General features: G+C 48.1%; 20 protein-coding genes and 1 riboswitch. Of the genes, 8 read left to right on the top strand and 12 right to left on the bottom strand.

The annotated features are described in order from the left end of the window. Window positions 1–12 precede the first annotated feature (12 nt). Window positions 13–1,557: a S10 family peptidase gene (locus PV783_RS30840; protein WP_420990726.1), complete on the bottom strand. Its 1,545-nt coding sequence runs from the start codon at window positions 1,555–1,557 to the stop codon at window positions 13–15. 71 nt (window positions 1,558–1,628) lie between these two features. Continuing rightward, the gene (locus tag PV783_RS30835; RefSeq protein WP_079471888.1) at window positions 1,629–2,420 is read right to left on the bottom strand and encodes a helix-turn-helix transcriptional regulator; all 792 of its coding nucleotides are present in this window, start codon (window positions 2,418–2,420) and stop codon (window positions 1,629–1,631) included. Window positions 2,421–2,506: 86 nt separating this feature from the next. On the opposite strand from PV783_RS30835, the gene PV783_RS30830 reads away from it, so the two are divergent. The 3 genes from PV783_RS30830 to PV783_RS30820 are packed head-to-tail and all read left to right on the top strand — an operon-like array spanning window position 2,507 to window position 6,507. Then, window positions 2,507–3,832, top strand: a complete 1,326-nt coding sequence (locus PV783_RS30830) for a TolC family protein (protein WP_420990725.1) — start codon at window positions 2,507–2,509, stop codon at window positions 3,830–3,832. Between the two features lie 3 nt (window positions 3,833–3,835). Beyond that, complete coding sequence (locus PV783_RS30825) at window positions 3,836–4,909, top strand: HlyD family secretion protein (RefSeq protein ID WP_420990724.1); 1,074 nt, start codon at window positions 3,836–3,838, stop codon at window positions 4,907–4,909. A 2-nt stretch (window positions 4,910–4,911) separates the two neighbouring features. Beyond that, window positions 4,912–6,507: an MFS transporter gene (locus tag PV783_RS30820; RefSeq protein WP_420990723.1), complete on the top strand. Its 1,596-nt coding sequence runs from the start codon at window positions 4,912–4,914 to the stop codon at window positions 6,505–6,507. A gap of 374 nt (window positions 6,508–6,881) precedes the next feature. On the opposite strand, the gene PV783_RS30815 is transcribed toward PV783_RS30820, so the two are convergent. The 4 genes from PV783_RS30815 to glk all read right to left on the bottom strand — a co-directional run bounded on the left by PV783_RS30815 (window position 6,882) and on the right by glk (window position 10,436). Then, window positions 6,882–7,298 (bottom strand): RidA family protein, encoded by a 417-nt coding sequence (locus PV783_RS30815; RefSeq protein WP_420990722.1) that lies wholly within the window; start codon window positions 7,296–7,298, stop codon window positions 6,882–6,884. A gap of 174 nt (window positions 7,299–7,472) precedes the next feature. After that, window positions 7,473–7,910: a VOC family protein gene (locus PV783_RS30810; RefSeq protein WP_420990721.1), complete on the bottom strand. Its 438-nt coding sequence runs from the start codon at window positions 7,908–7,910 to the stop codon at window positions 7,473–7,475. Window positions 7,911–7,960: 50 nt separating this feature from the next. Further along, complete coding sequence (locus PV783_RS30805; protein ID WP_420990720.1) at window positions 7,961–9,247, bottom strand: voltage-gated chloride channel family protein; 1,287 nt, start codon at window positions 9,245–9,247, stop codon at window positions 7,961–7,963. A 45-nt stretch (window positions 9,248–9,292) separates the two neighbouring features. Further along, window positions 9,293–9,364: riboswitch (Fluoride riboswitch) on the bottom strand. A gap of 16 nt (window positions 9,365–9,380) precedes the next feature. Continuing rightward, entirely contained in the window at window positions 9,381–10,436 is a 1,056-nt protein-coding gene (glk, locus tag PV783_RS30800; RefSeq protein WP_420990719.1) for a glucokinase, read from the bottom strand. A 164-nt stretch (window positions 10,437–10,600) separates the two neighbouring features. On the opposite strand from glk, the gene PV783_RS30795 reads away from it, so the two are divergent. After that, a complete protein-coding gene (locus PV783_RS30795) occupies window positions 10,601–12,382 on the top strand; it encodes a glycoside hydrolase family 15 protein (protein ID WP_079471881.1) in 1,782 nt (593 codons plus the stop codon). A gap of 52 nt (window positions 12,383–12,434) precedes the next feature. Here PV783_RS30795 and PV783_RS30790 read toward each other — a convergent pair whose 3' ends face one another. The 4 genes from PV783_RS30790 to PV783_RS30775 all read right to left on the bottom strand — a co-directional run bounded on the left by PV783_RS30790 (window position 12,435) and on the right by PV783_RS30775 (window position 18,338). Continuing rightward, entirely contained in the window at window positions 12,435–14,621 is a 2,187-nt protein-coding gene (locus tag PV783_RS30790) for a bifunctional alpha,alpha-trehalose-phosphate synthase (UDP-forming)/trehalose-phosphatase (protein WP_420990718.1), read from the bottom strand. Window positions 14,622–14,860: 239 nt separating this feature from the next. After that, entirely contained in the window at window positions 14,861–15,763 is a 903-nt protein-coding gene (locus tag PV783_RS30785) for an EamA family transporter (protein ID WP_420990717.1), read from the bottom strand. Beyond that, on the bottom strand, window positions 15,760–16,374 hold the full coding sequence (locus PV783_RS30780) for a CGNR zinc finger domain-containing protein (RefSeq protein WP_336388560.1): 615 nt from the start codon (window positions 16,372–16,374) through the stop codon (window positions 15,760–15,762). The genes PV783_RS30785 and PV783_RS30780 overlap by 4 nt, the downstream gene beginning before the upstream one ends. A gap of 332 nt (window positions 16,375–16,706) precedes the next feature. Continuing rightward, window positions 16,707–18,338 carry a hypothetical protein gene (locus PV783_RS30775; RefSeq protein WP_420990716.1) on the bottom strand — a complete coding sequence of 544 codons (1,632 nt, stop codon included), beginning with the start codon at window positions 18,336–18,338 and terminating at the stop codon, window positions 16,707–16,709. Between the two features lie 114 nt (window positions 18,339–18,452). On the opposite strand from PV783_RS30775, the gene PV783_RS30770 reads away from it, so the two are divergent. From PV783_RS30770 to PV783_RS30755, 4 genes are read left to right on the top strand one after another with little or no spacing between them, the layout of a single operon-like run. After that, window positions 18,453–19,340, top strand: coding sequence for a decaprenyl-phosphate phosphoribosyltransferase (locus PV783_RS30770; protein ID WP_420990715.1), 888 nt, complete (start codon window positions 18,453–18,455; stop codon window positions 19,338–19,340). Beyond that, entirely contained in the window at window positions 19,340–20,671 is a 1,332-nt protein-coding gene (locus tag PV783_RS30765; RefSeq protein WP_420990714.1) for an FAD-binding oxidoreductase, read from the top strand. Before PV783_RS30770 ends, PV783_RS30765 begins: the two co-directional genes overlap by 1 nt. Window positions 20,672–20,697: 26 nt before the next feature. Continuing rightward, the gene (locus PV783_RS30760) at window positions 20,698–21,429 is read left to right on the top strand and encodes an SDR family oxidoreductase (RefSeq protein ID WP_420990713.1); all 732 of its coding nucleotides are present in this window, start codon (window positions 20,698–20,700) and stop codon (window positions 21,427–21,429) included. Then, window positions 21,426–22,013 carry an HAD family hydrolase gene (locus PV783_RS30755; protein WP_420990712.1) on the top strand — a complete coding sequence of 196 codons (588 nt, stop codon included), beginning with the start codon at window positions 21,426–21,428 and terminating at the stop codon, window positions 22,011–22,013. The genes PV783_RS30760 and PV783_RS30755 overlap by 4 nt, the downstream gene beginning before the upstream one ends. Window positions 22,014–22,324: 311 nt before the next feature. Here the strand turns inward: PV783_RS30755 and PV783_RS30750 are convergent, their stop codons facing one another. Together PV783_RS30750 and PV783_RS30745 are read right to left on the bottom strand one after the other, a co-directional pair. Further along, window positions 22,325–23,101: an acyl-CoA desaturase gene (locus PV783_RS30750; RefSeq protein WP_079471872.1), complete on the bottom strand. Its 777-nt coding sequence runs from the start codon at window positions 23,099–23,101 to the stop codon at window positions 22,325–22,327. Between the two features lie 112 nt (window positions 23,102–23,213). After that, window positions 23,214–24,857 carry an ABC transporter substrate-binding protein gene (locus PV783_RS30745; RefSeq protein ID WP_420990711.1) on the bottom strand — a complete coding sequence of 548 codons (1,644 nt, stop codon included), beginning with the start codon at window positions 24,855–24,857 and terminating at the stop codon, window positions 23,214–23,216. Window positions 24,858–24,871 lie beyond the last annotated feature (14 nt).

Raw genomic sequence — 24,871 nt, 5'->3', positions numbered from 1 at the left:
ATCCAATGCGGATTAGTATTTCGCTGCCTGTCCGGTTTTAGGAAGGGATGCGCGGATAAAATCGCGGATATCATTATTGCCTGTTGCCAGATCATCTTTCCGGAGGTACATCATATGACCGCTGCGGTAGCCGCGCCACGACAGACGGTCTTTCAGCCTTCCGCCCGGATCCATCTGCCACATGCTGTATTTCGCATTGAAATAATCACAGGCGCCATCGTAGTAGCCTGATTGGATCATTACGTGCAGGTAGGGGTTGGCAGCCATTGCTTCGCGGAGGTTTTCGCCGGTATTGTCGCCGTTTTTATCCCACGGATGCACCGGGCCAAACATCATGTATTTAAGATCGGTGCTGAATTTCAGTTCCTGCCTGAGGTAAATATTAATCGCCGGCGTAAACGCATGCAGCCAGGAAGTCAGTTCTGCATTGTAATCAGGACCGTTGCCTGCATCTTCGCGGTCGAGGCCACGGTAGCGGGAATCCAGCCGGCCTACTGTAAACCCTTTATCCCTCAGTAATTCTTTCCAGAAAAAATTCGGTGGTACATCCAGGTTATGCTGCAGGATCACTTTTTCTGATAACCCGGAATAGCGGGCCATTTTTGCTGCGATGCTTTTTCTTTGCTGATCTTCCAGGAATCCACCCTGGCTGATGGCCGGTATTAATTCATGGATGGTGAAGTTTTCTACTTCCGGCAACACTGCCGTGAGATCTTTCTGTTGCAGATCCGGGGGCAGCATTTTATGATACCATGCGGTGGCCGCAAAGTAAGGGAGCCGCAATGCTGCATCCACAGGGCCGTTGCGGGAAATGCCCAGTTCAGTGGGGGATACGAGGATCACGCCATTGAGATACATCCACTGGGCATTCTGTAGTTCCAGCGCCAGGCCGGAAACACGGGTGGTACCATAGCTTTCACCGATCAGGTACTTGGGGGAAGCCCACCTGTTTTGCCTGGATACAAAAGTGTTGATCCATTCTGCCAGGTAGCGGATGTCTGCATTTACCCCGAAGAATTTTTCGCGCGGTACATCTTTCCCTACAAGCCTGGAGAAACCGGTGTTGGCCGGATCTATATAAATGATATCTGCGATATCCAGGATAGTTTCCGGGTTTTCGTGTATGCCATAGGGTTGTACCGGGTATCCTTCATCATCGATATTGAGTAGCCGGGGGCCGGTATAGGCAATCTGCATCCATACGGATGGAGTGCCGGGGCCGCCATTAAAGGAAATGACCAGTGGTCGCGCTGCGCGGTCTTTTACATCCGTTCTTTCATAATAGGTATAAAAGAGACCTGCCAGCACTTTGCCATCCTGGTCCCACACGGGCTGGGTACCAGCTATGGCTTTGTAAGGGATCTTCTGACCTTTTACTGTTACGTCATGGAAGGTGGTAACCGCCGTATCCGGGTTCAGTACAACGGACCGTTGTGGTGGCGTTTCTTCTCCGGCAGTAGGATTGGCTTTGCTGTTCTTCTGCTGCGCCTGTAGTTGCAGGCTCATAGTGCCTGCCAGCAATAGCGGCAGCCAAAGTTGTTTTCTTGTTACGTTCATGGATCGGATCTTGATTGCGCTTAAAGATTGTGCAATTGCCGCAAAAAATCAAGCACATTCGGATGAGTGGGTTATGGCTGAAAGTCGCTCGGCCTTTTACCTACCAGTTTAAAGAATGTATTACTGAACGCGGAAACGCTGTTGTAGCCAGTATCCCAGGCTATTTCACTGATCGTTTTCTCTGTTTCCAGCAGATACTCCATTGCTTTGATCATCCTGGCCAGTTTCAGGTATTGAAAGAAAGAAATATCCATTGTTGAGCGGAAGAGGCGTGTGAGCGTGCGTTCACTGTAGTTGAATTCATGCCCCACCGTTTCGAGGGTAAGCGGTTCGCCAAGGTTTTCCTGTATATACTTTAAAACCGGTTGAAGCCGGGGATTATCGGTAGTAGGTAAGGTAATGGGAAGCGGCACCGAGCTGATAGCCGGCAGCATATATTTAATGGCTTTGATAAACACAAAGCGCTTGTCGTCCGGCAGTATGTCGCCATCCCAGGCAGCCGTATGCAGGATCATTTCCAGCAGGAGATTACTGACAGGGTAGATGCCCGTTTTAGTATAAAAAGGATGTTCACTGTCGTCCGGCTCACTAAAGAAATAAATAGTGCGTACGTAGTTAGCCGGGTACCTGTGCTGAAAATAGTGCTCCACACCAGCCGGCACCCACATATAATGACGGGCAGGCAGAAAATAAGTTTTGTCCTTTGTGTACAGGAAAGCGGCGCCACCTTCCACATAAGTCAGTTGTCCTTTATTATGCTTATGAAGGGAAAAGTGATGTTCCGTTTTCCAGTGCCATATATACGCGGATTCCGGGATGGCATCAACATCTTCCAGTATCAGCTGCGGATTAATATCTTTCATTTGGCCGGTTCTAACAATTTTATGGCAATTTATAGAAAATAAATTAACTGACAGGGTCGGAACTTTGCATCTTCATCACTATAAATATGTCTACAATTATTAATAAGTGGCTTGGAGGGGCACTCATGTTCACGCTCTTCTCTACACAAACAGCCATTAGTCAGGACCCTGAGAAAAACACCCTAACGTTAACGGATGTATGGAAAAAAGCAGCAACCTATAACCGCCAGTTGCAGATGCAATATCTCCGTGTGCAGAGCATGGATGAGCAGACAAAATCAGCCAGGGACGAGCGTTTGCCTGAGATAAAGGCCAACGGTGTGTATGCCCGTGTTTCCAACCTGGCTATTTATGAAGATGGCTTGCTTAATAGTCCCACGCAATACCCGGTAGTGCACGGTTACTACCAGTTTGGTGCAGATGCCTATCTCAATGTATATAACGGAGGTAAAACTACCCGCGAAATTAAAGTAAGACAAACCGAAACTGCGCTGGCGCAGGAGCAGAAGAACCTCACGGCGGCAGAAATCCGGTACAAAGCAGCAGCCATATACCTTGATATCTATCGTGGACGTATGTACGAAAAAGTAATGCTGCAGGATATTGCAGAACGGGAAAAAGAGCTGGAAGAGATCCGGCAGCTTAACAAAAACGGCGTGGTGCTGAAAAGCGACCTGTTACGTGCAGAGCTGAAATTATCCAAACAGAAAATGACACTGCTGGAAATAAGGAACGGCATCCTGATCTCCAACCAGCGCCTGAACATTATGATCGGGCAACCCGACAGCACAGACAACATGGTAGCGCCGGACACGCTGGTACTACCTGTACGCACCTACGAAGATTACCTGGCAGATGCATATGAACATTCTTTTGCCTTTAAGATTTCAGAAAAAGAAACAGCCCTGAGTGAATTGAAGCTGAAGGATGTAAAGAGTAATATCCTGCCTAAAGTAGGACTGTATGCGGAGTACGCCTATACGTACCCGCAGATCCTCTTTTATCCTTACTCCATCGCACTTTACGGCTTAGGACAGGTAGGTGTGAAAGCGGGAGTACCTATCTCCGCATTTTATCAGAACAAACACAGGAAACAAGAAGCAAAGATTAACCTGCAACGGCAGGAGATAGAACACGCCGATACCAAAGACCAGGTGCGGCAGGAAGTGAAGTCTGCTTATCTGCGTTATACAGAAGCCATCACCCGGATAGATGTCGCTAACAACAACATCATCCAGGCAAAAGAGAATTTCCGCATTGTAAACAATACTTACTTCAACCAGTTATCACTGCTGACCGACCTGCTCGATGCAGAAACGCAACTGCTGCAATCCCGCTTTGATCTTACCACCGCACAGGTAACAGCACAGTTACAATACTATCAATTATTGAAAGCAACAGGCAACCTTTAATATATGAACAAGACGAACACTAACACTACTACCAACAAAACCGACAGGCTTATTTCCCGTATCACCACCATCATAGCTTTGATTGTAGTGGTATTCCTGGCGATATGGGGAATAAAAACGTTGCTGCATCAATGGAAGTTTGAGGAAACAAATGACGCACAGATCGATGAATATATTAATCCTGTTGTAGCTAAAGTAACCGGGTATGTACAGGAGATCCGGTATGAAGAAAACCAGGAAGTAAAGAGAGGCGACACCCTGATTATCATTGACAACAGCGAATATGCCGCGCAACAACAGGAAGCTGAAGCTTCCCTGATGAATGCCAAAGCGCAGGTGTCGATACTGGAAAGTAATGTTTCTACCACCGCCCAATCTTCCAAAGTTTATCAGTCACAGATTGCCGCTGCGAAAGCAAAGCTAACGCACCAGGAACAGGAATATGATCGGTATAAAAAATTGTATGACGTGGAATCCGCCACCAAGCAGCAGTTGGAAAGGGTAGAAGCGGCGCTGGCAGTGGCGCGGTCGGAGTATAATACTGCGCTTGATGCATATCAGGCTTCGCTCGCAAAGATCAATGATGTCAGCGTACAACAGCGCGCGCTGGAAGCTGAAATTAAAAGGAGAGTGGCCGTGGTGGCAAAAAATGATCTCAATGTTTCCTATACAATTATCACAGCGCCTTATAACGGAAAAATGGGCCGCCGCACCATTCAGCGCGGGCAGCTGGTTTCCGCCGGACAAGTACTGGCTTACATCGTAGACTGGGAAGCCGGTAAATGGGTAGTGGCCAATTTCAAGGAAACACAGATCCGTCATATGACCATAGGCGAAACTGCGGATATCACAGTGGATGCTTTCCCGGGAACTACGCTCACTGGGAAAATTGAATCGCTGTCCGGCGCCACTGGCAGCCGTTTTTCATTGTTACCACCAGACAATGCCACAGGCAACTTCGTAAAAATAGCGCAGCGGATCCCGGTTCGTATACGCGTCAACGGTAGCCCTGAAGAATTAAAACAGCTTTCCGCGGGAATGAATGTGAATGTATCCATTGCAAAAGAACGTAAATAATCATGGGGCAAAGTAAACAGACATTCCGTTCCTGGGTACCCGAATGGCTGATCCGGCTAACGATCTTACTGGTATTATTTCCAACGGTAATGCTGTTCGCATTATCAACGGCTAACGTGAACGCAGCTACGGGATTTTACGGCGCAGAACCGTCCGATATCCAGTTTTCAATGCTGGTGTATTATGCCGCCCTGGTGGCTTTTACACCATTGGAGAAGCGGTTTTTCAGCCGTATTGCCACTAAAGAATATTTCCTGATTTGCCTGGTGCTGCAGGTAATGGTTACGTACTGCTGTTATCATACGAGGGAAGTATCTGTACTCTTTATCTGCCGTTTTTTACAGGGTATTTTGAACTGTGGGGTTACCAGTATCTGTTTAACGTTGCTGTTCAGCAGACTGAAATCAGAGCATGCGCGTGAAACAGGATACGCCATTTTCTATGGCATGATACTTTGTTCCGGCTCATTAACTTCCCTGGTAACGGCGCCACTGGTAGATGATTACGAGTACAATGCGCTGTATAAGATGATCATATACACCTTTATACCAGGCGCCGTGTTATTGCTGCTGTTAATGAACCGCGTGCATCTCGTTCGTAAAACACCGCTTTACCAGCTGGATTGGACCAGTTTCGTGATATATGCGCCCATGCTCATTTTGATGGGATATGTGATGATTTACGGACAACAATATTATTGGTTGCAGGACAGCCGGATAGTATGGAGCATTGCGGGAATTATTTTCCTGGCTGCGGTATTTGTAGTACGGCAACTTTACAGCAAACGGCCGTTTATTAATATGGAGGTGTTTAAATCCAGGGGATTCCTGTTTGGCATCACCTTACTGGCAGGGCTTTACCTGATCAGGGGATCGTTCAATGTAATCACCAGCTTTTTCTCCACGGTATTGGGCATGGACCCGATACACACTTACGAATTGCTTGGCTATAATCTCGTGGGGATCTTGATAGGCGCTGTGGTGGCGGCGCGGCTGGTGATAAAAAAACGGCCCTTACAATTCATCTGGCTGGTGGGGTTTTTCCTCTTACTGGTTTTTCACAGCACCATGTATTTCCTGTTCACGTCTGAGGCGGATCAATCGATCTTTATACTCCCATTGATTATCCAGGGAAGTGGGGCTGGGATGCTGCTTACGCCCATTGTGCTGTTCATCATTTCCTCGGTACCGGAAAGCATCAGTGTATCGGCTTCCACGGCTGGCGTATTTATCCGGTTCACCTTCTTTGGAATGAGTTCCGCGCTTATCAATTACAGCTCCCTGTATTTTACTAAAATCCACGCCATGCGGCTCAGCGATGGAATTTCAAAAACAGATAACGGGCTCGCGGAGCGGCTGCATACGTACCAGTGGGCGTTGCAGTCACGCGGACTGATGGCTGACCAGGCCGCAAAGCTGGCGCCGGGGCTGCTGGATAAAGCTATCCAGAAACAGGCTTTTTTGAAGTATGCGATGGATTATTACGAGCTGATAAGCATCCTCATACTGGTACTGATGCTGTTGATTGTGATGACGCCATATATCAACCGTACTATCATCAATGTGAAAAGTAAACAGCCTGCCGCGGCTACTGTGTAGAATGAATTGGTTTTCGTAAAAGGAGATAGGTATAGATTTGATATACCAGAGCTGAGTTTATTTTATTTAACATAATATAAATTATAGGATTAATCTGAACCCTTTAATAAAAATAATAGTCTCTAACAAACCGGCGGCTTTCGACCCTTTAAAATGTGATAATCACGTGAAAATGAAGCCGCTGAGAATCGCGTATAAAAATAATGTCTGCATATCCGGTGGAATTCTGCATCTATAGCGGGCTTTTGAGAAGCCCTTGTTTCCAGATGCACATAAAAAAACCGCTTGAATAAGTGATCTGTTCACTCCCATTCAAACGGTTTTAATCTGTGTTATGTGAATAGTCCGCCGGCATTAATGCCAACGCGAATTTGCTATCTTTTTACGGCAGTTGCATCTATTTCCACCAGCATACCATCCAGTGCAAGTCGTGGAACCGGGATCAACGTATTTGCAGGAAACTTCTTATCTGGCCAGAGCCGCAGGGATTCTTCGGTGAAGATTTTCAGCTTTTCCTCATTGTGATCCACGACCAGCGTGGTTAACTTCACAACATCGCTGAATGCTAACCCCTGCGATTTAAGCGCCGTGTCCAGGTTGCTGAGCGACTGCCTTAATTGCGCCCGGAAATCGTTCACCAGGTTGCCATCGGCGGTTTCGCCGCCCTGACCGGAGATCAGAACCAGTGTGTTTCCCGCTGGTACCACCGCAATATGGGAATATGCATTTGGGGCCGGATCGTATAAGCCGGGCGGATTAATGAATGCCGGCGCTTTTGTTTCTTTTTCCATGTTAGTACTTTTAAAGATAATAAATAAGGACCCTGCCAAAGCCAATGTCAATAAGGCTATCAGCGCATTCCTCCGTAGGAAACCGTTCATGCTGTTGATTTTATACACCGCAAAATAAACGGAAATAGCTACGCCGAAACAGGTACAGATCTATGTATCTAAAGCATAACAGAATCAGCCCGGAAGTGTTTCAATAAACTCAATAACTTCTCCATCCAACCCATACACGAGGGAGTTATACACCGTCATAGGCGGCTCGCCTAAAAACAGTACGGATGGCGGCACACAACTGGCACCTCCGGCGGCGATAGCCTCATGATAAGCTGCCGTGGCGTCTTTCACCGTAAACGAGAAATGAAGTAAAGCGCCGGCCACCGGTGTTTCGCCATCCTGGGCACGACGCCCCTGGGTAGCAACATTCGCGCCCTTGTCAAATATTTCCACAAAGGAAGACGTACCGGGAATACGCAGCAGCGCAGCGTATTCGATATTGAACTCCGGCAATGTCCAGCTGTGAAACATAGTTAGTCCCAGCGACTCGTAAAATTTGATAGTAGCCTTATAATCTTTCGCCTGGATGGCGATATGGTGCATGCCTGTAATATTCGTCATGCAGCAAATGTAAAAGCTGTCGACAAAAGAACACGGTACTGACAAAATTGTTAGTGTAACTTTCTTACTTCCAGTCGTTGGGCGCCATAAATCCCGGAGTGTCCGCTGAAATAGTAAGCCGTGAAACAAGCCACCGCGAAGTATAAAATGTGTTCGGTGCCAAATAATTCAGCACCCATTAAGGTACAGGCAATGGGTGTATTCGTAGCGCCTGCGAAAACGGCAATAAAGCCGAGTCCTGCAAACAGGTCCACCGGAGCATTGAATAGCAGCGCCAGTGTATGACCTAAGGTGGCGCCTATAAAAAACAGGGGAGTCACCTCTCCTCCTTTGAACCCCATTCCCAGGGTAATAGCCGTAAAAACCAGCTTCCAGAGCCAACTCCAGTCGCTAATGTGACTATCCGGATTAAAGGCGGCCACTATACTTACGCTATCTGCTGATTTACCGTACACGCCCAATCCCAGGTAGTCCGTGGTACCTGCCACGTAACTCAACACGATAATCATAATGCCACCTGCCACAGGAATCATCCAGGGTATTTTAATATAGGCTTTTGCGTTATCCTTGATATTATGAATGAGTTGGGAGAATAAGAGGCTGCTCAATCCAAAAAACACACCGCTGACAATCACTTTCGCCAATAGCCAGAGATCCCGGTGAACAAAAGGAAGCCAGTTCATGAAGGGATTGGCCTTATAGAATATATGGTAGTGGGTATGTTCAATGCCCCATGACGTGCACACGATGTCTGCGAAAACGGCGGCAATTAAACAGGGTATCAAGGCATCGTACCGCATTACGCCGATGGCCAGTACTTCCAGCGCAAACACGGCCCCCGTAAGCGGTGTGCCGAATACTGCGCCAAAGCCTGCGGCGATCCCGGTCATCAGTAAAATTCGTATATCCGCCGCCGGTAGTCCCAGCTTTTTGCCTATCAAACCGGCCATGCTGCCGCCAATCTGCACCGCTGTGCCTTCCCGCCCGGCGGAGCCGCCAAACAAGTGAGTGATAATAGTGGTGATCAATACCAGCGGCGCCATACGCGCAGGCACGCCGCCACCCGGCTGATGGATCTCTTCCATGATCAGGTTGTTGCCTTTCTCGGAGTCGCTTCCGCCAATGCGATAAAGCCAGTAAACCAGTATACCCGCCAGCGGCAACCCGAAAATGAGCCACTCATGCTGCATACGCAAACCTGTTACCACATCCAGCAGCCAAAGAAACAAGGCAACTAAAGATCCTACAATAATGGCAACCGGTATTGTCAATACGGTCCAGCGCAGCAATTGATTAGCCACGGACAATTGTTCCAGCAAAGATTTCGTTTGTTTCATATCCTACAAATAGCAGTGTTATATGGCAGCTTTGCTACCATTATAATATTTGTAGGCGCCATCAGACAGCCCTGGGCTGACGGTTTGGGTCAGGAAGACACCATTTCCTGTTATCTGTCTCCCAAAAATAAGTTTATTCTTTTAATAATCCGGCATAAAATGCGGCACCCCATAAAGCGGATTTATCATTGTTCACGATGTGGATCGGTACACTGGCCAGTAATTCAGCCATACGATCGCCCTGCATATAATGATGATAGAACTCGCCCGTTTCCAGCAGCGCTGCTATCTTTGGCGGAATTCCACCACCCAGGAACAGGCCACCCGTAGCCTTCATCTTCAACACCAGGTTGCAGGATTCCCTGGCAAGGTAGCGTACAAACAGCTCCATTGTTTTTATGCAAACAGGAATCCTTCCGGCTATTGCCGCTTTGCTGATTTCAGCAGCTGCATCGCCGGCGTTCATGGCGGCCCGCAGTTCGGCGGGTTCTTCCATGCCTTTTATATCCCGGAGAAATTCAAAGATATCGGTGATACCAGGGCCGCTGATAAGCCGTTCCCAGCTTACTACATCATATTTTTCCTGGAGGTACCTGAGCAGTAAAATATCCAGGTCTGTTCTGGGCGCAAAATCGGTGTGGCCTCCCTCTGTTGGAAATGGATGATGATACTGGTCATCCCAATACAGCCCTGCCATCCCAAGCCCGGTACCCGGCGCTATGATGGCCATATTCCCGGTGTGATCCGGTGCGCCCCTGTGCAGGGTGGTAAGCTGCTGTGGTGATAGTGTAGCTAATCCGTAGGCGGTAGCTTCCAGGTCGTTGATCAGGGCTACGGTATGGATACCCGTGCTCTGCCGGATTTCCTCCTCACTCAGCTCCCGGCTCAGATTGGTGAGTTCCACTTTTCCCTTCACCACAGGCCCGGCTACGCCAATGCATATACGCTGCGGTGAGGTATCGCTGCATCCACTGAGAAAGTGCTTAATCATCTCAGAAAAATTCTGGTAATCACGCGAAGCATATTTCTCCTGTTTTATCAGGTCCAGTTCTCCATTCAGGCTGCTGAACAAGGCCAGGTTGGTTTTGGTGCCTCCCAGATCTCCCGCCAGCAGATAGGTTTTGGTACCCCCACTGCTTACCGGCTCTATAAAATGAGGAAGGTATTGCTGCTTTTTCAATGTTTGCATCTTTGTGGAACTTTATACTTAAAAATAAGGGTTTCCCCCAAGAATACAACAGGAATATGTTTTGTTAATAATTGCCCCGGATACATTATTGGAACAGCTTTTGTTCCGGGGGATGAACAATTCCGGTAGAAAAATGTAATTCAAAACACAAACGTAAGGCCCATATGGAAAGACACACCTATCAGACAGGACTTATTGGCAACTGTGCATTTCTGGCGCATATTAATAAGAATACAAACATCGATTGGCTTTGCTGGCCCCGCATGGACAGCTCCTTTGTTTTCGGCGGACTGCTCGATAAGAAGAATGGTGGCTCCTTCTCCGTTTTACCGGAAGCCGATTTTTCTTCTCATCAGTATTACCTGGAAAACACCAACGTACTGTGTACTGAAATTACGACCACAGAAGGCAGCTACCGGGTAACCGACTTTGCACCGCGCTTCCTCCAGTACGAACGTTTCTTTAAACCGCTCATGCTGATCCGGAAAGTAGAACCTCTGGAAGGCTCTCCGCGAATCCAGGTAAAATGTGAGCCTACCTGCGACTATGGCGCATCAAAGTTACGTCCAATGAGAGGCAGCAGTCATATTGAATTTACAGGCTGCGAAGAAAACATCCGTCTCACTACCAATATCCCTGTCAGCTACCTGATTGATGGCGAATTTTTTGTGCTGAATGATACCAGGTACCTGATCCTAACTTACGGGCATCCGCTTGAAGCGCCGTTAGCCAGCACCGCAGAACGTTTTCTCCGGGAAACTATTTCCTACTGGAGAACCTGGATCAAACATTCTTCCATCGCCAATTACTTCCAGCCTTATGTGATCCGCTCTGCTTTAGCGCTGAAAATACACCAGTACGAAGATACCGGCGCCATCATTGCAGCCAGTACCACCAGCTTACCCGAGTTTCCCGAAAGCGGGCGTAACTGGGACTACCGTTATTGCTGGATGCGCGATACCTACTATATCATCACCGCCCTGAATCACATCGGCCATTTTGAAGAAATGGAGCGGTACTTCGGATATATCACGGATATCTCCTTCTCCGGCGATTTCCGGTACCAGCCGCTGTACGGGATTACCGGCCAGAAAACCTTATCGGAAACCATCCTGCCGCATCTTGATGGCTATATGGGAAATAAACCCGTGCGTATCGGCAACCAGGCATTTGAACATATCCAGAACGATATATATGGGCAGGTGCTTATTTCCATGCTTCCATTATATACTGACCACCGTTTTATTTTTTCTGAAAGAAAAGATTCTGACCGGTGGATTGAACTGCTGCTGAAGAAGATAGAGAAAACGATCGATGAAAAAGATGCAGGTATCTGGGAATTCCGGAATATGGCTAACGTTCATTGCTATACGAACCTGTTCCAGTGGGCAGGCTGTGCAGCCGCTGAAAAGATGGCCCGCACCATCGGTAACGAATCATTGCTGGAACAGGCCATTGCGCTGAAAAACCGCGCTGCGGCTCATATTGAGAGCTGCTACGACCCGGTAAGAAAAGTATATACCAACGCAGCCGGCAGTCAGCACCTGGATGCCAGCACCCTGCAGCTCATAATGATGAACTACCTGGACCCGGCCTCTGAACGGGCCCGCGATCACCTCATCGCATTGGAGAAAGAACTGAAAACACCGGAAGGATTGTTTTACCGCTACCGCCACTCCGATGATTTTGGTAAGCCCAAAACTACTTTCCTCGTGTGTGCGTTCTGGTATGTGGAAGCACTTGCCTGCGTAGGCCGGCTGGAAGATGCCCAGCGGGAATTTGGTAAGCTGCTGCAATACTCCAATCACCTGCTGCTTTTCAGCGAAGACGTGGAATCTGATACCGGCAGCCAGTGGGGGAACTTCCCGCAGGCATACAGTCACGTAGGATTGATGAACGCCGCTTACCGGATCGCCATGAAACTGGATACGCCCATTTTTCTATAGTCATGTATACATAAAATAAAGGAGGGGAGTTTGTGCTCCCCTCCTTTTCTATTTAAACACTTTCCCTGTTGCGCAATGTTCTCAGCAGATGCCGCACCTCATGATAGCTTCGCAGGTAATACTGCGCGGCAGATACCTGGCTGCCCACTTTAACAGTAATGGCTTTATGCGGAAGCGCTTTGAAGATGTCTTCGTCTGTTACATCATCGCCCATGGCCATAATGAAATCGTATTTCTTATGATTCAGCCAGCTCAATGCGGCCTTGCCTTTGTTGATCTCTATGTTCTTTACTTCTATTACCTTGTCGCCCGGTAATACCTGCAATCCTTTCTCCACGGTAAAGTAACGCAGGGTGTTCATCAGTTCATTGGCGCGTAATTCGCCGAGGCCCGATTCTACTTTGCGATAATGCCATACCAGCGAGAAACTTTTTTCTTCAATGAAAGAGCCGGGTGTACGGTCGGTGGCCAGTTCCATGATAGGCAGCAGTTCCTTTTTCCACTTGTCCGTAAGACCGGGCAGCTGGTACCACTCCCCTGCTTTTGTTTTTTGCCATGCGCCGTGTTCCGCGATGAGATCCAGGTTCAGATGACCAAACCACTCCCCCAACGTATCATGATTCCTGCCGCTGATCATTACCAGGTCGTTGCCCGGTATGGCTGCCAGCTCGCGCAGCAGCTGGTACAGATCAGGATCCGGGGATGCCATATCGATGTTGGGCTGGAACCCAACCAATGTACCATCATAATCCAGGAAGATGATCCGCTTTTTGCTGTTGAAATACTGTTGCCGGATCAATACCGCTGTTTCCTGGTTTACGCGGCGGGCCAGCATGTTTTGCTGCATTTCATTTACCTCCTGCAGGCGGGTCATGAACAGCTTTACCCAGTGATTAATATTGAATTTGGCTACCACCGTGCGCATTTGTTTCATGCGGCGTTGCTGTTCCGGCAGCGGCATGTTCAGCGCGTCTACAATGGCGCGGGTGATAGCGCCGATGTTGTTTGGGTTGACGATAATGGCATCTATTAGTTCTTTAGATGCTCCTGCCATTTCGCTCAGAATCAATACGCCATCATTGTTATTGCGACTGGCCACGTATTCCTTGCTCACGAGGTTCATGCCATCGCGCATGGGTGTTACGAGGCAGATGTCTGCGAAATTATAGAGGGCCGATAATGTTTCCAGCGGAAACGAACGGTAGAAGTATTGGATGGGATGCCAGGCCAGTGTACGGAACCGGGCGTTGATATTTCCTACCTGTTTATCTATTTCGTCGCGCAGCTCTTTGTACTGTGGCACCTGGTCGCGGGAAGGCACTACAATCATATACAATACCACCTTCCCGATGTATTCGGGATGCAGTTGCAGCAGCAGTTCAAAAGCCTGGAGCCGTTGCAGGATTCCCTTGCTGTAGTCCAGCCGGTCGATAGAAAGTACGAGGCGGTCGTTATGAAAGTTCTCCTTCAGGTTTTTTATCTGTTGCAATACTTCCGGGTCGCTACCCATCTCTGCATACTTGTTATAGTCGATTCCCATCGGGAATGTTTCCACTACGATAGCGCGGTCGTTATAGGATACTACGTTAGCCGTGGTAGTTACCGGCAGGATACGGCTGGCGGCATTCAGGAAGTGGCGGGTATCATCAAAAGTTTGAAACCCCATCAGATCGGCGCCCAGCATCCCTTCCAGGATCTCGGCCCTCCAGGGAATAAGGCGGAATAATTCGAATGAAGGAAAAGGAATGTGCTGGAAGAAGCCGATGGAGATCTCCGGCATCTCTGCGCGGATCATTCCGGGTAACAGCAGCAGCTGATAGTCGTGAATCCAGATGGTGTCTCCGGGTTCTGCTACCTTCATAATAATATCCCTGAATTTTTTATTTACCTGGTAATAGGCGTCCCAATAGGTTTGTTCATAGTGGGCATAAACAGCCATATAGTGGAAAACCGGCCACAGTGTTTCATTAGAAAAGCCTTCGTAGAAGTTGTTGATTTCGTCCTGTGTCAGGTATACCGGCATCAGGTTCATCTTGCGCAACTTTTTTGTTACTTTCTCCTGTTCTTTCTGGTCTGTGATCTCCTGTCCCGGCCAGCCTATCCAGATATTATTTCCTTCGCGGTAAATGGAGCCTAAACCTGTTGCCAGGCCCCCTTCGCTGGGTTGAAGGGAGTAATCCCCTTCTGTTTCCGAAATCTTTACTGGCAGCCTGTTCGATACAATAATGGTCTTTCGCATAGTCAGTTTATATAATCTATTATCTAATTACATTCAATTGGAATAGCACCCAACAAAACAAAAAATGCACCCAAAAGAGCGGAACCTACATATATAAATAAATACAATGCTGCTACAATGGCTATGGTTCATCAACAGGGTTTATCCGGAGCGGATAAGGGCTACACCTGTATATGTGTGAAAATGCAAGATAATCATTATCAGGGGGAAAAGGAAGTGGAAATATCTCCACTACCCTGTTACGACTTACGCCCGAGCGTCATCAGCACCACGCCGCAGATGACAATGGCGGCAGCAATACCTACCAGGGAGGTAATGGCTTCATTACCGATAGCCCATCCCAGGAACAGGGCTACGATGGGGTTAATATAAGCATAGGTAGACGTGAGGCGTGGCGGCGCATTCTTCGATAACCAGCTATAAGAGGTGTATCCTACCAGTGAACCAATCAGTACCAAATAGAGATATGCCTGCCAGGCTTCGGCGGTCATCAGGGGTAATGTGCCGAGGCCACCCGGTTCAAGCACAAAACTCATTAGCAAAGAGAAAATGCCGCCGGCCAGCATCTGGATGGCGGTGCTGGTAATTTGCGTAGGCATGGGGAGCCGCTGTACCAGCAGGGTTCCAACCGCCCAGCAGATATTTCCTACCACGATAACGATAACGGGCCATAAAGGAAATTGTCTTGTTTCATGATGGGCAAAGGGATTAAACAACAGGAACAGTCCTATAAATCCTACTACAATTCCCAGCATGGTCATAACCGAAGGGCGTTGCTTGCTGAAAAAGGCCCAGTCCATGCCCATGATCCAGGCGGGCATAGCGGCCACTATGAGCGCCACAATCCCGGAAGGCATATAATGTACGGCCACGGCTACGGTAGTATTCCCGACGCCTATGAGCAGCACGCCAATAAAACAGGCGGAAATAAACTGCTGCCGGTTGGGCCAGGTTTTCTCCCGCAGGCAACCTACCAACAGCAGGATACCACCTGCTACCAGGAAACGCATCGACGACAACAGAAATGGCGGTACTACTTTCGTCGCTATCTTCATACCCAGGTAGGTGGAACCCCAGATGATGTACACGGCCAGCAGGCAAAAGATCATTTTGGAGGACAATACGCCTATCTTCTTGTTCATGTTTTCTTTCTTTTGGTACGCTGATAGTTCCGGGTTACTTTGCTCACATCCCCGCAGGTACTCATGCTGCACCATTTGCGGGACCCGTTGCGGCTTTTGTCCAGGAAAAGCCACCCGCAGGCGGGGCACTCTTTTACTTCCGCCGGCTTACCGGAGGTATACAATTCCACTGCCGATTTCACCAGCCACCAATACACCTGCTCCAGTGCGGGCGCATTGAACTGCAAAGTGCCGGCGCCTGCCGACCAGCTGATTTCAATATTGGCATATGCCTCCCCGATATACGCATTGAACTGCATACTGTCGGCCGCAGCGGGTTGCTTTTTTGCAATGCCTGCCGTAAACAACCGGTGCAGTAATTCCCGCAAAGCAATGCTTTTCTCAAAAACCACGGCCGCCTTTTGCGGATAGTCTTTCGCCAGCCGTTCGAGGGTATGGATAATTTTCGGAGATAAAGCACGGGTATGACCATACCATTGCAACAGTTCTTTGAAACCGTTGAGATAATCATGCGGTATTCCCTTCTTCCGGTTGTCGATGGTGTTCACGAAATCGAGACACAGAATGCCTCCGTCGAGGCGGAGTGATGTGATGGATTTAGGAGCTGACATACGCGGGTTTTGTCTTACTCAGGATTAAACTGATGATACTGATTACGATGAATTTCTCCTGACCATTTCTGGTACTTTAGCGAAGGTAATTCATATTATTAACCGGTAAAAGTTATTTTACTGGTTAATAAAAAATGGGGTAAAAACGGGGTATTCATCTATCTGAAACAATACTTAAACATCTGTTTATTTAAGTGCTAATAATCAATTTATTACAAAATAAAAAACAGCTCCGTTAAGAGCTGTTTTACTGGCAATAATGATAGTATTTTAATATCCGGAGATTACCGGGCGACGGTATTTTCGCTATTTCGCTCTACAAGATACATTATTTATTTAACATATACTTCTATAATTGCATTAGTAGGTCTTCTGGGTGCAAGAAAGCTGTCTACCTGGTGGTAGTGTTGCTTCAGTTCCCCCCTCAAAGCAAAGGGATAAAAGTTGTTTAAACTGGGGGCATATTCATAGATCACCAGGTCGTAATGATGGTCGCGCACCTTTTGGGTAAAGGTGGCTAACTGCCTGTTAAACATCCCCACTCCCAGGTGATACCATAACGGATAATCGGGACCGGTTTCCAGTTTGTAAGGCATTGCTGCCGCCAGCGGGGTAAGCTCCGACATATTCAGTACTTTGATATCTCCTTTCTTTTCGGCCACCACCGGCAGCGCCATAATCTTGTCCATTCCTTTTACCGTGGAAGCGGGCATATATATTTTGCGGAAAGGGCGGAGATCGGAAAACACCCAGGACGACACCGGCACATCGGTAGTGTCGTTGTTGAGCATAAAGTTATGCCGGTTCACCACATTTTCATGCCCGGGAGTTCCCATAGCCACCGTTTCCTGCGCCGGAAACAGTCGGTCGGTGAAACGGCCTATATATTTCCACCAGGTACCAGACCACCAGAAAAGCACGAGAAAAGCAGCTCCGAGCAACGGGCGGAATGAGTTGATATTTATCTTCAGTAAGTCCAGTAAATAAGAAGCAATAAACGCAAACGCGAAACTGTGGAAGAAGATATTATTGTCCGGCGGCGTGTAGCTTGTTACCTGGAAAATGGCGGCTTCGCCCAACATACCCAGCGTAAGCAATGCAAACAGTACCTCCCTGCGCTGCTGCAGCCAGGCGCCCCACGCTTTCACTTTCGCCACAATACATAGTACCACCAGCACTACATATGCCTTAATCCAGTTGGAGCTGCCAAATATTTCGTCCGTAAAATCGTTGAAGGCCAGGCGGGAGCTGTGTGGCGGCTGTCCGTGGTTAAACCAGTACCCGAATCCCGGCATCAGTGGCAGGATCATGATGGCGGCAATTACGGCGAACATGGCTACGAAAATGGGCAGGTCCAGCCAGCGGCGTGTCTGGAAACTATTATACGCCAGGAACAGCAGGCATAGCATAAACGCCATTCCGCCACCGTCCTGTTTGGTGAAAACTGACAGGAAGATAAAGAAGGCGGCTACAAACATCCACAGGTAACTACGTAAACGGCTATCCGAAAAGAAGGACCGGAACAGAAAGCTGAGTCCTACCAGTTCAAACACAATCACCGTGTGATTATACCAGGGCCAGAAATTAAAGAAGGAATAGGACAATACAAATACCAGTACCGACAGGAGCCTGACACCGGGCTGCACGCCCATACTTTTCAGGATAGAACGGAAAGCAAAGCCCGCCATGATATTCAGGAGCACCTGCGCCTTTACAAGGGAAATGAGTTCCGGTCCGAATAGTTTAAAGAAGATAGCCGGGAAAATCCAGAAGCCATAACCGAGTGGGGAGCCGAAATCGCGGAAAGGAATTTGTCCGGATGATATCCGGTAAGCACCTTCCCAGGAGAGGAAAATATTAACACGGTACGGGAATGTTACAAATAATGGCACCAGGGCCAGTGCGATGATAATAATGCTTTCGGCAATGGCCGGGCGATGGCCTTTCAGTGAAAATTTGGGCATAGTAGATTGGGATTCGCTGTAATTGCTGACTATTCAGTAACATGAATGGCTGCAAAAGTAATTGAATAAATTGTAAATTAGACCCATCTAACATACCAAACAACTCCAGGTTCCGTGAAATTTTTAAAGCTGCTACGACCCAAACACTGGGTAAAGAATGCCTTCCTGTTTATTCCCCTGTTTTTTGCGGGAGAGATTTTTAAGCCTGATAAGCTGCTTGATGTACTGGTTGCTTTCCTCGCCTTCAGTTTCATTGCCAGTAGTATTTATATACTGAACGACTACCGCGATATTGAGGCAGACCGCCTCCACCCGGTAAAATGCAAACGCCCCCTGGCTTCCGGGGCCATCAGCCGGCCGGCCGCCCTCGCCCTCTTTATCATCTGCGTTTTCGCCGGTTATGTGTTCGCCATTATGGTAGGTGATAAGTTTGTTTTTGTGTTGAGTATCTATTTTGTGTTAAACATCCTGTACTGCCTGGGGCTAAAGAATATCTCTATCCTCGACATTATAATTGTGTCAACAGGATTTGTGCTGCGGGTTAAATCCGGTGGTGTGGCCGCGAAAGTAGCGTTATCGGAGTGGCTGGTGATTATGGTATTCCTGTTGTCTCTTTTTATGGCCATTGCCAAACGCCGTGACGATATAATAATCAAACAGGACTCGGGAAAAGATATGCGCAAAGCTGTGCGGGGGTACAATATGGATTTCCTGAACGTGATGCTGGCGCTTGTTTCCGCCGTTATTATAGTCGCCTACCTGATGTATACGATTTCTCCTGAAACACAGGCCAGGTTTCATACCTATCGCCTTTATTACACCACCCTGTTTGTAATTGGCGGATTATTACGATATTTGCAAATAACCTACGTACAGAACAGTACTGGTTCTCCAACCAAAATCCTATATAAAGACCGTTTTATTCAATTAACCATCCTCCTGTGGGTCCTGAGTTTTTATGTATTAATTTATTTACCGACAGATAAAACATTTTTTGAATAATGCAAAAACGGTTAGCCAACTGGGGGAACTTCCCTGCTGTTGACAGCGACGAAAATGCTTTTACCCAGGAAGATGAGCTTCGTAAATATGTGGTGGCCAATACCCACATGATTGCGCGTGGCAACGGCCGCTGTTATGGCGACGCCTCCCTGGGAAAGCACAGCATTTCCATGCTGAAGTACGATAAGATGCTTTCCTTTGACACGGCCAACGGGATCATGGATGTACAGGCAGGCGTAACGCTGGACCAGATACTGGATATTATTGTTCCGAAAGGATGGTTCTTACCCGTAACACCCGGCACCAAATATATTACTGTAGGCGGAGCAGTAGCTTCCGATGTACACGGAAAAAACCATCACGTGGATGGCGCCTTCTCCGGCCATATCATTGATATGGATGTATTGACCGCCAGCGGCGAAACCATTTGCTGTTCCGCCACACAACACGAAGATCTTTTCTGGGCTACCTGCGGTGGCATGGGCCTTACCGGGGTAATCACCCGTGTGAAATTCGGCCTCAAAAAAATAGCCACTGCCTATATCCGGCAAACACAACTGAAGGCTAAAAACCTGGAGGAAGTGATCCGGCTGTTTGATGAATATAAACACTATACCTACTCTATGGCCTGGATCGATTGTCTCCAGAAAGGCGATTCCTTTGGCCGGAGTATCCTGATTGTTGGTGAACATGCTACCCCGGAAGAACTGAATGCAGCACAACAGAAAGCCCCGCTCACCCTCCCGGCTAAACGAAAACTGACCCTGCCATTCAACCTCCCCTCCTTTGTACTGAACACTTTTACCGTAAAAGCGTTTAACTGGTTATACTATGGGAAGAATTATAAGAAGGTGATGCACAAGGTAATCCCGTATGAACCCTTCTTTTATCCGCTGGACGCCATCCTTCACTGGAACCGCGGGTATGGCAAGGCCGGGTTTGTACAATACCAGTTTGTGGTATCCCTTGAGCAGAAAGATGGCCTGGTAGCTATCCTGCAACGGATCAGTGATAAAGGCTGGGGTTCGTTCCTGGCGGTATTGAAGGTGTTTGGTAAACAGGACAGCCTCATCTCCTTTCCGATGGAAGGATATACCCTCGCGCTGGATTTCCCCATCCGCAAAGGGTTATTTGAATTCCTGGATGAGCTGGATGAGATTGTACTGCAATACGGCGGCCGTTTATACCTGTCGAAAGACGCGAGGATGAAGCAGGAAATTTTCTGGAACAGCTATCCTAATGCCGGCCGGTTTGCCGAAATTGTAAAACGATATAACAACAACGCGCGTTTTGAATCCCTCCAATCGGAGCGTTTATCACTGACGAAATAGTTTACCCTGATTAACCAAGTACACTCATGCCTACCCTTTTAATACTTGGCGCAGGTTCAGACATGGCGGTTGCCATTGCCAGGAAGTTTGCGTCTGAAAAATATGATATTCAACTGGCCGGCAGGAATACTGCCGCTTTGATACCACAACAACAGGATCTGCAGGTGCGTTATGGCGTTAAAGCCACCACGCATATGTTTGATGCGGCCAACTTCGCATCACACGCGGCTTTTTACGCCGGCCTGCCTGTTCCCCCCGATATTACCATTTGCGTTTTTGGTTACCTGGGCGACCAGGAGAAAGCGCAGCAAAACTGGCAGGAAGCTGCTACCATCATTAACAGTAATTATACCGGCGCCGTTTCTATACTAAACATTGTGGCAGAAAGCTACGAAGCCAGGAAGCAGGGAACCATTGTGGGGATCAGCTCTGTAGCAGGTGAAAGAGGCCGGCAAAGTAATTATATTTATGGCAGTGCGAAAGCAGGTTTTACCGCTTATCTCAGTGGGTTAAGAAACCGTCTTTTTCGTAGTGGCGTTCACGTGATGAGTGTACAACCGGGATTTGTGAACACCCGTATGACTCAACACCTGACCCTGCCCCCCTTGCTCACCGCCCAGCCGGAAGCAGTGGCCACCACGGTTTTCAAAGCAGTGAAACGTAAAAAGAATGTGCTGTATGTAAAGTGGCATTGGCGATACATTATGCTCATTATCAAATTAATACCTGAAGGTATTTTCAAAAAACTCTCCCTGTGACCATCGCTTTTTTCGACTTCGACGGAACCATTACTACGAGGGATACCCTATGGGAAATCATCCGCCATCACAGGGGCCGCGCCGCTATGTATGCAGGCATGATCCAACTGCTGCCCGCACTGCTGCGCTTCAAATTAAAAATGTTGCCGGCGCAACAGATGAAGGAAGAAGTACTGCGATATTTTTTTGGAGAGATGCCCACCCATGATTTTTCCGCAGGCTGTGAAAGTTTCTGCCGGGAGAAGCTGCCGGCGTTAATTCGTCCGCAAGCGTTGGCGGCTATACGAAATCACCAGCAACAGGGACATCATGTGGTGGTGGTATCCGCTTCTGCGCAGGACTGGGTAGCGCCGTGGTGCCGGCGGGAAAACATCGTTTGCCTGGCCACCCGTCTCGAAGTAAAAAATAAAGTCATCACCGGTAATATCCAGGGTATCAACTGTAATGGTGAAGAAAAGGTAAGACGCATCCGTGAAGCTTACCGCCTGGAAAACTTCGGGGAAATATATGCTTACGGCGATAGTGAGGGCGACCGGCCCATGCTGGCGCTGGCGCAGCATGTTTCCTTTAAACCCTTCCGGTGATGCAGGAGTGTCGCGGAGGTTGTCTTTCTCAGGATTAAACTGATTATGTTGATTACTTTGATTTTACTTTTGATTTTACTTTTGATTTTATAAAAGATTTTATAAAAGATTTTAAAAGATTAAGGGGAGATACAAGCGGATATCCGCTTGTATCTCCCCTTAATCTTTTAAAATCAAAAATGATCAAATCAAAGTAATCAGCATAATCAGTTTAATCCTGAGAAAGACAACCTCCGCGTAAATAAAAAATGCCTCACCATTACGGCAAGGCACTTTCTATTATTGTAACAGATTGATTGTACGAAGTATTATCAGGCAGCTTTCGCTTTCTTCATCTGCGCTGTAACCATTGCGGGTTTCAGCTTAATGATACCAACGAAGTTCAGCAACTTCATTACCTGGTAGCTTGGATCCAGCTCATACCATTTCTTGGCAAAGTTAGGACTGTCTTTAAATTTGTGGTGGTTATTCTGAAACAGTTCGCCCATCAGTACAATACCCCATGGAGAAGTATTCCTGGAATGGTCGTTGTTATCAAAATTCTGGTAACCATATTTATGTCCGCACCAGTTAACGATAGCGCCCTGTACAGGTCCCATCAGGAAATGGATTGGCAGCAATAAATAAAGATACCACATACCGGCAGGAACAAATGCTACATAAAATGCTACATAAGCGCCCATCCAGAGGAAACGGGTGATGTTGCTGTCGCCGAATTTATCCATCGCATCCCATTCAGGTAACGGGTCTTTGGTAAATTTAGGATCCACTTCACTGGTACGGGTTACAAAACCATTGTAGATTTTGCGGGTTTGTACCATCATGCCCCAAACGTCTTTGAAGAAGTGCGGAGAATGCGGATCGTGTTCGGTATCGCTGAATTCATGGTGCATGCGGTGCATAACGCCATAAGCTCTTGGAATCAGGTATGATGAACCCTGGAAAAACCAGGTGCTGAAATAAAAGAATCGTTCCCAGAATTTACTGGTAGTATACATCTGGTGAGATGCATAACGGTGCAAGTAGAATGTGTGAAAAAACAAGGAAAAGAACCAATGCACACAAAAGAATATCAGGATCGCCGTCATTTCTATACTTTATAAAGTGACAAATAAGCGCCAAAGGTAAGCTAATTTAGTGGATATCAAGCCAGATTTACTGTTCCGGGTGGTGAAGGAAATGTTAAAATAATTTTAAATTTTAATTTTTCTTTACCCGACGTAACTCTAAGAGATTCATACCATTACCCGTGAATCCGGAGATGTTTGGCTGTACCAGTCGTACTACCTCATCGTAGAACAGCGGCACTATTACGGCGTCTGCCATGATCAGGTTGTCCATCTCGCGGTATTGAATGTACCGGATGCTGTCGTTGTTTTCCTCCAGGGATGTTTCATAGAGCCGGTCGAACGCCGGGTTATGATAGCGGGTATAATTCGGCGGCGCGGGGTTTTTACTGTAAAACATAGCCAGGTAGCTTTCTGCGTCGGGATAATCGGCGATCCAGCTGCCCCGGAAAAACAGCGCCTGTGATTTAGCGGTTTGCTCCAGCAGCAGGCTTTTCTGCACTACTTCCACCTGGATGCGGATGCCAACGTTTTCCAGTTCATTGGCCACGTAGTTGGCGAGATCAGCGTAAATAGGAATAGACAACAGCTTGATAACGGGTAGTCCTTTTCCATCCGGGAAGCCGGCTTCGCGGAGCAGCTGCCGTGACATGGCCGGGTTCCAGGGATAGCCCTTTACTTTCTGCGCGTCGAAAGAAGGCAGCCCGGCGGGCACAAATCCTGCTGCGGCGGCGGTGCCTATACCATTGCGGAGATAGGTCATCATTTTCGTACGGTCGATACCGTAGTTAATGGCCTGGCGCACCTTTTTCCAGCGGAGCGGCGACTCCTTTACAAGCGCATTGGTGCTGTCTGCAAGAATTCCGAGGTATTCTGTATTCAGATAAGGGTGTTTGCTCAGCACCATTTTGCCCTCCCACTCCTTCCGGAGTTTGCCTTGTTTGGTGAGCACTTCATCTTTAAAGGAGGCGTCTATATCATTCATGAAATCCAGTTGTCCCTGGCGGAACAGCAGGAACTCCGATGCTTTACTTTCGAGGAAGCCTACCTGAACGGCTTCGAGGTAAGGCAGGCGATGGCCGGTGTCATCTGTTTCAAAGTAAGCGGGGTTGCGGTGCAGCACCAGCGCCTGTCCTTCGTCCCAGAGGAAAAAGCGGAATGGCCCGGTACCACAGGGATGGTTGCGGAAGTCTTTCCCGTATTTCTCAATGGCTTCATGTGGCACAATGGAGCAGTACTGCATACTGAGAATTCCCAGCACCGGGTGGAACGGCCGGTAGAGCGTGAGTTCAAAGGTGGAATCATTCAGGGCTTTAAAGCCGCTGTCGGCGGAGAGTTTGCCGTTGAAGATCCAGGCGCCGGGCGATGCCGTGGCAGGATCCATGATACGGCGGAGACTATACACCACGTCGTGGGCCGTCATCCGGCGGCCTTTGCCTCCGGGGAAGATGTCGTTGTCGTGGAAATACACATCTGTCCGGAGATCAAATGTATAGGTGCGGTGATCGGCGGATTCGCGCCACTGTTTGGCCAGCGAAGGGCGGATCACCAGGTTGGTGTCGGGTTCCACCAGCGTATTGTATAATTGCTTTACCGCCCATATTACTTCCTGGCTTTTGGCAAATGCAGGGTCCAGGCTGGCAAGTCCGTTGGTACTGTTATACCGGAATACCCGCAGCGACTGTTCTTCCGGGCTACCGCACGCCCCAAGTAAGAGGCTGCATAACACTGCAAGCCCCCATCTGCATATAACCACCTGACAATAACAACTTTTCATTTGGCAGTAAATTA

Origin of the sequence: Chitinophaga sp. CC14 (genome assembly GCF_048957795.1) — a bacterium.
Taxonomy (GTDB): Bacteria; Bacteroidota; Bacteroidia; order Chitinophagales; family Chitinophagaceae; genus Chitinophaga; species Chitinophaga ginsengisegetis.
The sequence above is the reverse complement of the archived record's forward strand: the minus strand, read 5'-3'. Positions and strand labels throughout refer to the sequence as shown.

What these genes read in the sequence shown, in the direction of transcription:
- PV783_RS30825 (WP_420990724.1), top strand. Translation starts at nt 3,836, where the DNA reads ATGAACAAGACGAACACTAACACTACTACCAACAAAACCGACAGGCTT.
- PV783_RS30780 (WP_336388560.1), bottom strand. Translation starts at nt 16,374, where the DNA reads ATGTCAGCTCCTAAATCCATCACATCACTCCGCCTCGACGGAGGCATT.
- PV783_RS30750 (WP_079471872.1), bottom strand. Translation starts at nt 23,101, where the DNA reads ATGACGGCGATCCTGATATTCTTTTGTGTGCATTGGTTCTTTTCCTTG.
- PV783_RS30765 (WP_420990714.1), top strand. Translation starts at nt 19,340, where the DNA reads ATGCAAAAACGGTTAGCCAACTGGGGGAACTTCCCTGCTGTTGACAGC.
- PV783_RS30815 (WP_420990722.1), bottom strand. Translation starts at nt 7,298, where the DNA reads ATGGAAAAAGAAACAAAAGCGCCGGCATTCATTAATCCGCCCGGCTTA.
- PV783_RS30795 (WP_079471881.1), top strand. Translation starts at nt 10,601, where the DNA reads ATGGAAAGACACACCTATCAGACAGGACTTATTGGCAACTGTGCATTT.
- PV783_RS30820 (WP_420990723.1), top strand. Translation starts at nt 4,912, where the DNA reads ATGGGGCAAAGTAAACAGACATTCCGTTCCTGGGTACCCGAATGGCTG.
- PV783_RS30810 (WP_420990721.1), bottom strand. Translation starts at nt 7,910, where the DNA reads ATGACGAATATTACAGGCATGCACCATATCGCCATCCAGGCGAAAGAT.
- PV783_RS30745 (WP_420990711.1), bottom strand. Translation starts at nt 24,857, where the DNA reads ATGAAAAGTTGTTATTGTCAGGTGGTTATATGCAGATGGGGGCTTGCA.
- PV783_RS30805 (WP_420990720.1), bottom strand. Translation starts at nt 9,247, where the DNA reads ATGAAACAAACGAAATCTTTGCTGGAACAATTGTCCGTGGCTAATCAA.
- PV783_RS30775 (WP_420990716.1), bottom strand. Translation starts at nt 18,338, where the DNA reads ATGCCCAAATTTTCACTGAAAGGCCATCGCCCGGCCATTGCCGAAAGC.
- glk (WP_420990719.1), bottom strand. Translation starts at nt 10,436, where the DNA reads ATGCAAACATTGAAAAAGCAGCAATACCTTCCTCATTTTATAGAGCCG.
- PV783_RS30785 (WP_420990717.1), bottom strand. Translation starts at nt 15,763, where the DNA reads ATGAACAAGAAGATAGGCGTATTGTCCTCCAAAATGATCTTTTGCCTG.
- PV783_RS30835 (WP_079471888.1), bottom strand. Translation starts at nt 2,420, where the DNA reads ATGAAAGATATTAATCCGCAGCTGATACTGGAAGATGTTGATGCCATC.
- PV783_RS30790 (WP_420990718.1), bottom strand. Translation starts at nt 14,621, where the DNA reads ATGCGAAAGACCATTATTGTATCGAACAGGCTGCCAGTAAAGATTTCG.
- PV783_RS30830 (WP_420990725.1), top strand. Translation starts at nt 2,507, where the DNA reads ATGTCTACAATTATTAATAAGTGGCTTGGAGGGGCACTCATGTTCACG.
- PV783_RS30760 (WP_420990713.1), top strand. Translation starts at nt 20,698, where the DNA reads ATGCCTACCCTTTTAATACTTGGCGCAGGTTCAGACATGGCGGTTGCC.
- PV783_RS30840 (WP_420990726.1), bottom strand. Translation starts at nt 1,557, where the DNA reads ATGAACGTAACAAGAAAACAACTTTGGCTGCCGCTATTGCTGGCAGGC.